This window comes from Dickeya sp. ws52, from assembly GCF_007210685.1.
Taxonomy (GTDB): Bacteria; Pseudomonadota; Gammaproteobacteria; order Enterobacterales; family Enterobacteriaceae; genus Dickeya; species Dickeya chrysanthemi.
In genome coordinates, this window is the sequence record NZ_SZVX01000001.1 from 338,571 (window position 1) to 350,591 (window position 12,021).

Consider the following 12,021-nt stretch of genomic DNA (forward strand, 5'->3'; position numbering starts at 1 on the left):
CCCGTTACACCGTCAACACCACACAGCTGTCCGCATCCCAACACAGGCGGACTTCATCCCCCCAGGTGGGCGAACCTTTACGGAACCGGTCGGCGTTTTGTAATTGGGCGCTGATGGTCTGGCCGCTGTTCAGCCGAACGTGATAGATAGAGAGATCGCCCAGATAAGCGATATGCACCACTTCGCCCACGGCAAAGTTACAGCCATCCGCCGGCACATCGTCACACAGCATGATTTTTTCCGGACGCAGTGCGATGTACACCGGCACGCCGTCCACTACCGACACATCCGAATTAACCTTCAGCGGATGCACCAACCCTGGGCTCTGTACGATGAGCGCATCATCCTGGCGCTCTTCCAACAGCCCTTCGAACATGTTGACCGAACCAATGAATTCAGCGCTGAAGCGGCTATTCGGGTTTTCGTATATCTCTTCCGGCTCGCCAATCTGCACGAATTTACCGCGATTCATAATGGCGATACGACCGGCCATGGTCATGGCCTCTTCCTGATCGTGCGTCACCATCACGCAGGTCACCCCCACCCGCTCCAGGATATCGACCACTTCCAGTTGCATACGGTCGCGCAGTTTCTTATCCAGCGCGCCCATCGGTTCATCCAGCAACAACAATTTGGGGCGCTTGGCCAGACTGCGTGCCAGCGCCACGCGCTGACGCTGACCGCCGGAAAGCTGATGCGGTTTACGCCCGGCGAATTCCTGCATATGTACCAGCGTCAGCATTTCCTCTACGCGGTCTTTGATTTCACCGCGCGATAACTTGTCCTGTTTCAGGCCAAAAGCGATATTCTTCTCCACCGTCATGTGCGGGAACAACGCGTAAGACTGAAACATCATGTTGATCGGCCGTTGATAAGGCGGCACCAGAGACAGGTCCTGCCCGTCCAGCACAATTTGCCCCTGAGTGGGCTGCTCAAAGCCCGCCAGCATACGCAACAATGTGGATTTACCACATCCGGATGCCCCCAACAGGGCGAAAATTTCACCTTTGTAGATGGTCAGGCTGACGTCATCAACCGCAAATTGACCATCATAGGATTTGGTCAGGTTGCGCACTTCCAGCAGCGGTGTGGCCGCTTTCTGGGGCTTGGGGCGGGGAATCGCTTCGTTCACTTAATATTGCTCTCCGGCAAAAGCAGAACAAAATCGCAGCCACATGACTGCGACACAAATAGCACAAACAGGCGGGGTTAAGCCGCCTGTTGCATGAAAGTGGCATCAAAGGCGGCGGTTATTTCCCGCTTTTTACCTTGGTCCACGAGCGTGTAATCACGCGGTCGATTTTGGGTGATTGTACTTTGAGCGTAAACAACTTGGCGCGAATATCCGCTGGCGGATAAATATTCGGGTTATTACGCACTTCATCTTTCACCAGTGCCGTAGCCTCTTTATTCGGGTTGGCGTAATACACATGGTTACTGACGTTGGCAATCACCTCCGGTTTCAGCAGATAGTTAAGGAACTGATAGGCTGAATCCAGATTTTTGGCATCTTTCGGAATAGCGAATACGTCAAAGAACGCCAACGCACCTTCCTTCGGAATGCTGTAGCTGATGTTCACGCCGTTTTTCGCCTCTTTCGCCCGATTAGCCGCCTGCATCACGTCGCCGGCCCAGCCGATAGCCACGCAGATATCGCCGTTGGCCAGGTCGTTAATGTACTGAGACGAGTGGAAATAGCGAATGTTCGGGCGCAGTTTCAGCAGCAGATCCGTGGCGTCTTTGGTGTAATCCGCTTCGGTGGCGCTGTTCGGGTTTTTGCCTTGATAGTTCAACACCGTGGCATAAATTTCAGCCGGCGCGTCGAGGAAGGAAACGCCGCAACTCTTCAGCTTTTCCAGGTTCTCCGGCTTCAGCACCAGATCCCAACTATTGACCGGCGCGTCTTTGCCCAATACGGCTTTCACCTTATCCACGTTGTAACCGATACCGGTGGTGGCCCACAGATAAGGCACCGCGTATTTATGGCCCGGATCGTGTTCTTCGATCAGCTTCATCAGCTCAGGATCGAGGTTCTTGTAATTCGGCAGTTTACTCTTATCCAGCGGTTGAAAGACACCGGCGCTGATCTGGCGCCCGAGGAAGCTGGCGGAAGGCACCACCAGGTCAAACCCTGTGCTGCCGGCCATCAATTTGCCTTCCAGCACCTCGTTGGAGTCAAACACGTCGTACACGACTTTAATACCGCTCTCTTTCTGGAAATTCTCCAGTGTGTCCGGTGCGATATAATCAGACCAGTTATAGACGTGCAGCGTTTTCTCTTCCGCAGATGCGGTGACGGACGCGGCCATCATTAAGCCGGTTAAAACACCCGAAAGCCATTTTTTACGTTGGGTGAACATCCGTTCCTTCCTCCATACCAGGGATAAATATAGGGGGGTGATTGCACGGTGCCCGGCAGCAACACCGTTCGTTGTTTATCAGGCTTCAGGATAACGTCGCCGATGAATGGCTATGCACCCGCGTTTTTCATCGTTAAAACACAACCCGTCACGACGTTATTATCTGAACCATACAGAAATAAAGCATAACCGCACTGTTACGCCCGTACCATACCGGAAGGCAAAAAACGGGTTTTATCGATTATTTATTCACTATTTATCTATGTGCTGCGTCCCAAAGCGACAAACGCAGAAAAAAATATGGATTAGAAAGCAAAAAACCGCACTAAATGCGGTTTTTGAAAATAAGAAAAGCTAATGGCCAGTGATTGATCCATAACGCAATCAGTGCAGGCTGGAGGTGTTGAAGCGCTCAGCAGGGCTCTCTTCCTCATCGCCTAAAAACAGCAGATTATTGGCGCTGGCCTCCATAATCACCATGGAGATCTGCTGCTCGGCTTGCTGCATGAAATGGCGGAACTGTTCGAGCGTGATACCGGCGCCGGCACTGAATGTCTGGCACACGATCAACTTGGGCAGGTTATCGTCCTGAACATCAAGAAAGGCCTTAGCCGTTAGCGAGCTGGCGTTAATCTGGCTTAGGTTGCTCGCCAGCGGAATCAACGCCGTCGGCTTAACTTCCGCCAAGGCGGAAAACAGGATAACGTTGTCAGCCATGTCGACTTTCGCGTCAAACACGCCGTCAAAATTCTGCATATGCGGCAGATGTAACGCCTGACAAGAATCGCATTCGAAATAAATGATGCCCAGTTGATCCAGCCACCGCCGAAGCAAATTCAAATCAGGGACGATGATTGAATCCATCTTGACCGCCTCATATTCATGGAGATAAAAAACCTGACCTACGCCAACGCCTAACTCAGGTACGATACGCCTACGCCGCCAAAAGCGATGTTCACGCGGCGTACTCACCCGGCTTTGGCTGAACGGGATACGGTGCGATGATGTTGCTCAATGTATTCGATCATCATCCCTGCGATATCCAACCCGGTAACGGTTTCGATACCCTCCAGCCCGGGCGAGGCGTTGACCTCCATAACCAGAGGCCCACGCGCCGAGCGCAGTATATCAACACCCGCCACATTCAGTCCCAATGTTTTTGCGGCTTTGACCGCAATTGCACGCTCCTGCGGCGTAATTCTCACCCGGCTGGCCTTACCGCCTCGGTGCAGATTGGAACGAAAATCCCCAGGTTTGGCCTGCCGTTCAATCGCCGCCACGACCTTATCGCCAATCACCAGGCACCGAATATCTTTCCCCTGCGCTTCGCGGACATACTCCTGCACCAGGATGTGGGCATTAAGACCACGAAACGCATCAATCACGCTTTCCGCCGCCTGCTGGGTTTCCGCCAGCACCACGCCTATCCCCTGCGTGCCTTCCACCAGTTTCACTACCAGCGGCGCTCCGCCGACCATTTTGATCAAATCAGCCGTATCATCGGGAGAATGCGCAAAACCGGTAATCGGCAGATCGATACCCTGGCGAGCGAGTAATTGCAGCGAGTGCAGTTTGTCGCGGGCTCGGATGACCGACATCGCGTTATTCAGCACCATGCTGCCCAGCATCTCAAACTGGCGCAACACCGCCGTGCCGTAGAAGGTAATCGCCGCGCCGATGCGTGGAATGACCGCGTCATACGGGTCCAGATGACGCCCACGATAATGCACCGAGGGTGCCGCCGAATTAATATTCATATAGCACGACAGCGGATTGATGACCTCGACGCTGTGCTGCCGTTCTTCCGCTGCTTCACACAATCGCTTGCAAGAATAGAGAGAACCGTCCTGCGACAGAATGGCGATTTTCATAGCGCTCCGGTGCTATCGGGTGGCCCAGCCCTGCTGCCGCAGGTAGTCCAGCATGAATGGCCGGCGCTCTTTGCTCAGAGTGCGCCGGATTTGTTCGCTCCAGCTGTCTATACGCTGATGGCTGTCGCGATGACGATAATACTCGACGATATGTTGGTCATATTCCGCCAGCAAAGCGCGATCCAGCGGTTGATAGCCGTTCTCATGCACCACCAGTTCTGCGGGCAGGCGCGGCTTCAGGTCCGGCTGCGCGGCCGGATATCCAAGGCACAAACCAAACAACGGCAACACCTGTTGCGGCAATGCCAGCAAACGCGTGACTTCGGCAATATTATTGCGGATCCCTCCGATGAAAACGCCGCCCAACCCCAACGACTCCGCCGCCACCAGCGCATTCTGCCCCATCAGCGCGGTATCGACGCACCCCAGCAGCAATTGCTCCGCCAGCCCCAGCTCAGCCTGCGGGTAGATTTGTTGATGACGATGAAAATCGGCGCAAAATACCCAAAATTCCGCCGCCTTTCCAACCCAGGGCTGCTCGCCGGTCAGGTGTACTAATTGCGAGCGCAAAGCGCGATCGGTAATACGGATGATCGAGCTGCATTGCAAGAAACTGGAGGTGGATGCACTCTGAGCCGCTGCAATAATGGCATGGCGTTGCTCATCGCTGAGCGCCTGGTCGGTAAACGATCGGATGGAGCGATGCTGGCGTAGTAGCGAGATGGTTGGCGTCACGTTGAATATCCCTGAAACACAATGTTGAGATGATAAGCTTCCGGCGACGATGTCCGCGCCTCGTGCCATAAAAAACGTCCATCTAGTATATGTCAGACCAGCAGGCAGACCAATGTCGCCAACCATTTTAAGCGATAAGCCACAATAGAAGAGGTGGCATAAAATCATAGACGGCGCTAATCGTTATGACAGGTAATGACTGCTTCAGGTCTCATCTGATTGCAGGCATAGTAACGCGGTTGGCTAAAACCGTTACAATATGGGTATATCCTGATTACAGCGATGCCCAGACAAAATGAGATGTTAAGGAGTTCACATGTACGCAGTTATTTTTGGTCGTCCCGGCTGTCCTTATTGTGTCCGAGCCAAAGAGTTGGCTGAAAAGTTGACCGAAGAACGCGACGATTTCAATTACCGTTACGTCGACATACACGCAGAAGGCATCACCAAGGCCGACTTGTCTAAAACGGTAGGAAAACCGGTAGAAACCGTGCCTCAGATTTTCCTGGATGAAAAACACATTGGCGGCTGCACCGATTTCGAAGCCTATGCCAGAGAAAATCTGTTTCAGTAATCACGTATCGTTGATGTGATGACAACGTTGATCTCATGACAACGTTGATCTCATGACAACAAGGGCGCGATAAGCGCCTTTGTTGTTTTCCTGCCGGTCGCATTCATTCCCTAAAGACATCTATCGCCATGCAATCAGTTGCCGGCATCGGCAGAAACCTAACGCAAATGCAGACTGACCGCACGTAAGAACAGAAATGCCAAGGCGCCCATCAAACACCAGAACACCGCACTACTGACATACGCCAGCTCTTGCCAGAACGACAAGTTGGAAAACCGCCATATCTGCAATACCAGCAGGCAAAGCGGCATCGCCGCTGCCGCACCCAGCAGCGGGTAACGCAATCGCCGATTACGCGACAGGTAACTCGACACCATGCCTGGCAATAAAAAAAACAGCATACCCGGGTCGCCATGAAAGCCGTCTTCCAGCGAGGTTCCGACAATACGCATTTTTTGACTTAAAAACACCAGCGTAAACAACACAAAACAGCTGACTACGCCCAACCAACCTCTGTTGCCTGTCATGTGAGCCTCCCCGCAATAGACCAAAGCCGCGCATGACAAGCAACGCTCATCGTTCACTTCACTCATGCTGCGTCAGATATCCCTGATAGGACGAAAAGCCAGCAACGAGGTGATTTATCAGCACCATCGGCTGGTTGTCCGCCGGAGAAATCACTAAAATGGCGCGGCCATACCAGACGGTGTTCCCCGTCCCTGGCGACCTTGCCAGATAATGAATAACGGGACCCAAACCTTTCTTATCATCATGTTGTCGTCCAGACATGGTCAGGCCCTCTTTTATAGGGTAAATTTAGTCTAAATTATTTTTTATATCAATAATTTACCAGTAAACAACAAGTTACATTCCATGAATATAAACGTCGCTGATTTGTTAAACGGGAATTACATTCTGCTGCTGTTCGTCGTTCTCTGTTTAGGTCTTTGCCTGGGGAAATTGCGGCTTGGTTCAGTGCAACTCGGCAATTCTATTGGCGTTCTGGTGGTGTCGCTGTTATTGGGGCAACAACACTTCGCTATCAACACCGAGGCGCTTAATCTCGGTTTTATGCTGTTTATCTTCTGCGTCGGTGTGGAAGCCGGTCCCAACTTTTTCTCGATTTTTTTTCGTGACGGTAAAAATTACCTGATGCTGGCGCTGGTTATGGTCAGTAGCGCGTTACTGATAGCCCTGGTGCTGGGTAAAGTATTCGGCTGGGGCATCGGCCTGACCGCCGGTATGCTGGCAGGCGCCATGACCTCGACACCGGTGTTGGTCGGCGCCGGCGATACGCTGCGCAATACCATTAGTCTCGGACCGCAGTTATCGATGACGCAGGAACAACTAAGCCTTGGCTACGCACTGACTTACCTGGTCGGTTTAGTCAGCCTGATTTTCGGCGCCCGCTATCTGCCGAAACTGCAACATCAGGATCTGCCGACCAGTGCACAACAAATCGCACGTGAGCGCGGTCTGGACGCCGACAGTCAGCGCAAGATTTACCTGCCTATCATTCGGGCTTATCGGGTCGGCCCGGAGCTGGTCGCCTGGGCCGACGGCAAAAACCTGCGTGAACTCGGCATTTACCGTCAGACCGGTTGTTATATTGAACGTATTCGTCGTAATGGCATTCTGGCCACGCCGGATGGCGATGCGGTGCTGCAATTAGGCGATGAAATCGCGCTGGTGGGATACCCGGACGCCCACGCTCGCCTTAACCCCAATTTTCGCGACGGTAAGGAAGTGTTTGAGCGCGACCTGCTGGATATGCGGATCGTGACGGAAGAAATTGTGGTGAAAAACCACAACGCCGTGGGTAAACGCCTGAGCCAATTAAAACTGACCGACCACGGCTGTTTCCTTAACCGTATCGTCCGCAGTCAGATCGAGATGCCGATCGATGACGGCGTGGTGTTAAACAAAGGCGACGTGTTGCAGGTGAGTGGCGACGCACGTCGTGTAAAAAGTATCGCGGATCGCATCGGTTTTATTTCCATTCACAGTCAGGTTACCGACCTGCTGGCCTTCTGCGCCTTTTTCATCATCGGCATTATGGTGGGGCTTATCACCTTCCAGTTCCGTAATTTTTCTTTCGGCATCGGTAACGCGGCCGGCCTATTGTTTTCCGGCATCATGCTCGGTTTTCTGCGCGCCAACCACCCGACGTTCGGATACATCCCGCAAGGGGCGTTGAATATGGTGAAAGAGTTCGGATTGATGGTATTTATGGCCGGCGTCGGACTCAGCGCAGGCAGTACCATCAACCATAGCTTTGGCGATATCGGCATCCAGATGGTGCTGTCCGGGCTTATCGTCAGCCTGCTGCCGGTGATAGTGTGCTTCCTGTTTGGCGCTTATGTGTTGCGTATGAATCGGGCGTTGCTGTTCGGCGCTATCATGGGGGCGCGTACCTGTGCGCCGGCGATGGAGATCATCAGCGACGCCGCCCGCAGCAACATCCCGGCATTGGGTTACGCCGGCACCTATGCTATCGCCAACGTGCTACTGACGCTGGCGGGCTCGTTGATTGTGATTATCTGGCCGCAACTGCCCGGCTAAAACCATTTTGTAAATCAACGTCACTTTTTTTTCAGAAAACGCAGAACTTTTTTCCAACAGTAAAGTCTGAATAAATGCCACTGCTTTTCTTTGATATCCCTGAATTGAGGAGCCCGTCGTTCACGCCGGTTAGGTTCAAGAACGATGGGCCTTTTCTTTTCCCCTTCCCTGTTTTGCATTCACCGCGTTGCCTGTTTTTCATTGGCATACCGCTTTACTGTTGGTTTATTTGCGTTAATTAGCCTATCTAATAAGGTTCGAGGCGTTATAACATTTGCATGATGGATTTGCGCCCTGTATTTCATGAAGGTTATATTAATGCCCCATCTGCTGAGCAATCAGCGCACATTGCCTGCGGTTAACCATCCCCGGTGCATTTCCTTTCACCCCATTTCTATCCCGATTCAGGCGTAGCCATGAAGGATGGCGTAATGCGTGGTGGTGATACCGCATCGGAACACGTCTGACCGGCATTATCGAGGAAAACATGGAAACGCGTCGCGCAGCAAGGCTCAACAAACTGGCTCAGGCTTTAAAAAAAGCCGACAAACTGCATCTCAAGGATGCAGCCCAACTGCTTGGCGTCTCTGAAATGACGGTTCGGCGTGATCTGAGCGCGAACCCTGATGCATCGGTGGTGTTGTTGGGTGGCTACGTGGTTTGCGACCCGAAAACCAACGGCGCCACCAATTATTTTGTTTCCGATCAGCAGACAAAGCACGTAGTAGAAAAAAATATCGTGGGAGAATTAGCCGCCGCCTGCATTGAGCCCAACGACACCCTGTTCTTCGACTGCGGCACCACGATACCTTTTATCATCGCCGCTATTCCGGATGACCTGCCGTTTACCGGTATCTGTTATTCGCTCAATACCTTTCTGGCGCTGCAAGACAAACCAAATGGCCGGGTAATCCTGTGTGGTGGGGAATTTCATCCTGACAACGCGATCTTCACCCCGCTGGGGCATCAACATGAGCTTGACCAAATCTGCCCGACCAAAGCTTTCATTTCAGCAGGAGGCATCGACCCGGAGGCTGGCGCGACCTGTTTTAATTTCGCCGAACTGGCGATGAAACACCGAGCCATGACGTTGTCTCAGCGGGTAATTTTAACCGCAGATGCCAGTAAATTCGGCAAGCGCAAACCTGCTCGCATCGGTGCGTTAACCTTGTTTGATTCGCTGATCACTAACCGTACGCCGGACTCGGATTGCGTGAACTACCTCAAAGCCAACAATATCCAGTTATTGACGCCGTAAACCATCGCCGCAGTAGGCCCTGATGAACCCACTGCTGCGTGCTCCCCCTGACGGGTTAACCCCATAACCCGCCGAACCATCCGGATAATGTCATCAACACCGTATCCCACAGGCGACTGAAAAAGCCGGCTTCCGGTATGTCGTCCATCACCACCAGCGGGCGCTGGCCGATACTGGCGCCATCCAACTGGAAATCTATCGTCCCGACGACCTGCCCTTTCTTCAGCGGCGCTTTCAGTTGCGGCTGGGCCAATGTAAAACTGGCTTTCAGGTTTTTCGTCTGCCCTTTTGGCACAGTCAGCGCCGCATCCTGTGCGACGCCTAGCCGGGCCTGCTTTTCGCTGCCGAACCACACCCGATGGGTAGTAAACGGCGTATCGCTGCGTACCAGCGTCGCTGTTTCAAAGAAACGGAGCCCCCAGGTCAGCAATTTTTCGCTTTCCCGAAAGCGCACGGCATCAGACGGCGCGCCCAGCACCACGGAAATCAACCGCATGTCCCCATCAACCGCCGAGGCCACCAGGCTATGACCAGCCCCATCGGTATAGCCGGTTTTCACGCCATCGACCCGCAGATTGCCACTCCACAGCAGGCGATTACGGTTTGGCTGACGAATATTATTAAACGTAAATTCTTTTTCGCTGTGTAACGCGTACTCGCTCGGAACATCGCGGATCAACGCCTGCGTCAGGCGCGCCATATCGCGGGCGGTGCTGTATTGTCCGGGCGTATCCAAACCGTGAACCGTGAGAAAATGGGTATTCGTCAAACCGAGGTTAAGCGCATACTGATTCATCAGGCTGACGAACGCATCCTGGCTGCCCGCCACATAATCCGCCAGAGCGATACTGGCATCATTGCCGGACTGAATCACCATCCCTTTATTAAGATCGGACACCGAAATCTGGTCACCCGGCTTGAGAAACATCAGTGAAGAGCCACGGAGTGATGGATTACCGGTCGCCCAGGCGTCTTTTCCAACGGTTACCTTATCTTCGGGCTTAATCTTTCCTACTTTTATGGCTTGCCCAATCACATAGCTCGACATGATCTTCGTCAGGCTGGCGGGGTCCAGCCGGGTATCGGCGTTTGACTCCGCCAGCACCCGACCGCTGGCGGAATCGATCAAAATAAAAGCCTTGGCGTCAATTTGTGGCGGAGGCGGCGTCTGTTCGGCGCGAAGCCCCGACGAAACGACCATCAGTACCCCAGTCGCTGCTACGACTGCGTGCCGCCAGGAAATGTGAGGTGTCATTATCTTCATGCGCGCGGTCCATAAATTGTTAAAAGTAAGTAGGATCAAACAGTTTACTGAGATCAACGGGTACAAGTTAGCCGGACATATCTGAGAATAGAACGACTCTCTCTGTAAAGTTCGTCAAAGAAAATAAAAAATTAACAACTTCTGCCGGTGAGTGCAGTCAAATTCACTACCGAAAGGTGATAATACCCTTGTTTACATCGTCACAACGTCATCAAATCTACATATCTATCGAAATCATTAAAAATTTTTATAAGATCGTCTCTACATACCACTTAGGTCAGGATTTTTACTCTCTTATTTATTTTTAGAGAGCTTAATAGTGCGAATAAATTAAGTGGCATTTATCTCATCCCGAATAATGTGATAAATTAATCATGTCAATATATTAACAATAAAGACAAAAACCATAATTCCTTCCGTGTTTTAAGAGGGAGTATTATTAATTCGGTTAAATCTCACGACTAGAAATGAACTAACGATAGCGCCATGCCTTGGCCGGGCAAACAAAAGGGACTTTATCATGTCAATAGAAAAATGCATTGTCACATATGACTCATGGAAAATATATGTTGAAAGGCATATTTCCAATCCTGAACATGAAACCATCATTATGGTTAACGGAGCACTATCGACAACAGCCGCGTTCAAAAACACCGTTAAGAATCTGTCCAGCAGGTTTAATATTATTCTTTTTGATTTACCGTTTATTGGCGAATCACTGCCACACAACACACTGGATAGAGTCATAACCAAAAACGATGAAGTCAATATCCTGCTTCACCTCATCGATACTTTTGAACCGGACCACATACTGTCGATCTCATGGGGAGGCCTCTCGTCCATGCTTGCCTTGTCTAACAAGCCCAAGCATATCAAGAAGGCCGTCATCGCATCATTTTCAGCACATCTTAACGATAAAATGCGGGATTATATCCAACGTGCCAGACACTATATCCACTCGAAGGAATTCGAAAGTGCGGCAGAGTTGCTGAATAATGAAGTCGGTAAGTTTTTGCCACCTTTATTGAAGCATATTAACCTGAAACATATTTCTTCCATGAGCGAATTCGCTTTTCAGCAAGTCAATTTTCATATAGATCAGGTGTTGACGCTCAAAGAGGAGAATTATATCGAGATATTCAAGGATATTAACGCTGAGGTACTATTTCTGAATGGTGAAAATGACGAGTACACGACAGCTGACGATATTAAGAAAATGGAGAAATATATTCAGAGCTGTGAATTCACAACGATTCCAGAAGCTGGCCATTTCCTTGACCTTGAAAACAGAAAAGCGGCAAAGCAAGTAGCAGAAAAAATAATATCGTTTTTCGCATAACGGAACACCTTCCTTTCCATCAGGCCACTGACCCCCATCAGTGGCCTGAACATTTATC

At 51.4% G+C, this 12,021-nt stretch carries 12 protein-coding genes; 4 read left to right on the top strand and 8 right to left on the bottom strand.

The window, feature by feature from the left end; genetic code table 11:
• Positions 1 to 4 precede the first annotated feature (4 nt).
• The 5 genes from potG to nfsA form a co-directional block, all read right to left on the bottom strand.
• Positions 5 to 1,132, bottom strand: a complete 1,128-nt coding sequence (gene potG / locus FDP13_RS01520; RefSeq protein ID WP_012770088.1) for a putrescine ABC transporter ATP-binding subunit PotG — start codon at positions 1,130 to 1,132, stop codon at positions 5 to 7.
• Positions 1,133 to 1,250: 118 nt separating this feature from the next.
• Positions 1,251 to 2,360, bottom strand: coding sequence for a spermidine/putrescine ABC transporter substrate-binding protein PotF (gene potF / locus FDP13_RS01525; RefSeq protein ID WP_012770089.1), 1,110 nt, complete (start codon positions 2,358 to 2,360; stop codon positions 1,251 to 1,253).
• Between the two features lie 384 nt (positions 2,361 to 2,744).
• On the bottom strand, positions 2,745 to 3,224 hold the full coding sequence (locus FDP13_RS01530) for a YbjN domain-containing protein (protein ID WP_033575610.1): 480 nt from the start codon (positions 3,222 to 3,224) through the stop codon (positions 2,745 to 2,747).
• A 104-nt stretch (positions 3,225 to 3,328) separates the two neighbouring features.
• Entirely contained in the window at positions 3,329 to 4,231 is a 903-nt protein-coding gene (gene rimK / locus FDP13_RS01535; RefSeq protein WP_012770091.1) for a 30S ribosomal protein S6--L-glutamate ligase, read from the bottom strand.
• A 12-nt stretch (positions 4,232 to 4,243) separates the two neighbouring features.
• A complete protein-coding gene (nfsA, locus tag FDP13_RS01540) occupies positions 4,244 to 4,966 on the bottom strand; it encodes an oxygen-insensitive NADPH nitroreductase (protein WP_033575609.1) in 723 nt (240 codons plus the stop codon).
• 316 nt (positions 4,967 to 5,282) lie between these two features.
• Here nfsA and FDP13_RS01545 point away from each other — a divergent pair, with 316 nt between their 5' ends.
• On the top strand, positions 5,283 to 5,540 hold the full coding sequence (locus FDP13_RS01545) for a GrxA family glutaredoxin (RefSeq protein ID WP_012770093.1): 258 nt from the start codon (positions 5,283 to 5,285) through the stop codon (positions 5,538 to 5,540).
• Positions 5,541 to 5,698: 158 nt separating this feature from the next.
• Here FDP13_RS01545 and FDP13_RS01550 read toward each other — a convergent pair whose 3' ends face one another.
• Both FDP13_RS01550 and FDP13_RS01555 read right to left on the bottom strand, forming a co-directional pair.
• On the bottom strand, positions 5,699 to 6,067 hold the full coding sequence (locus tag FDP13_RS01550) for an inner membrane protein YbjM (protein WP_143838325.1): 369 nt from the start codon (positions 6,065 to 6,067) through the stop codon (positions 5,699 to 5,701).
• 58 nt (positions 6,068 to 6,125) lie between these two features.
• Positions 6,126 to 6,329, bottom strand: a complete 204-nt coding sequence (locus tag FDP13_RS01555) for a hypothetical protein (protein ID WP_234424359.1) — start codon at positions 6,327 to 6,329, stop codon at positions 6,126 to 6,128.
• A gap of 84 nt (positions 6,330 to 6,413) precedes the next feature.
• Between FDP13_RS01555 and FDP13_RS01560 the strand changes: the two genes are divergently transcribed.
• Positions 6,414 to 8,102, top strand: coding sequence for an aspartate:alanine antiporter (locus tag FDP13_RS01560; RefSeq protein ID WP_012770096.1), 1,689 nt, complete (start codon positions 6,414 to 6,416; stop codon positions 8,100 to 8,102).
• Between the two features lie 487 nt (positions 8,103 to 8,589).
• Positions 8,590 to 9,360 (top strand): DNA-binding transcriptional repressor DeoR, encoded by a 771-nt coding sequence (gene deoR / locus FDP13_RS01565; RefSeq protein WP_012770097.1) that lies wholly within the window; start codon positions 8,590 to 8,592, stop codon positions 9,358 to 9,360.
• Positions 9,361 to 9,415: 55 nt separating this feature from the next.
• On the opposite strand, the gene FDP13_RS01570 is transcribed toward deoR, so the two are convergent.
• Entirely contained in the window at positions 9,416 to 10,624 is a 1,209-nt protein-coding gene (locus tag FDP13_RS01570; RefSeq protein ID WP_143838327.1) for a serine hydrolase, read from the bottom strand.
• A gap of 520 nt (positions 10,625 to 11,144) precedes the next feature.
• Between FDP13_RS01570 and FDP13_RS01575 the strand changes: the two genes are divergently transcribed.
• The gene (locus FDP13_RS01575; protein ID WP_012770099.1) at positions 11,145 to 11,963 is read left to right on the top strand and encodes an alpha/beta fold hydrolase; all 819 of its coding nucleotides are present in this window, start codon (positions 11,145 to 11,147) and stop codon (positions 11,961 to 11,963) included.
• Positions 11,964 to 12,021: the final 58 nt, after the last annotated feature.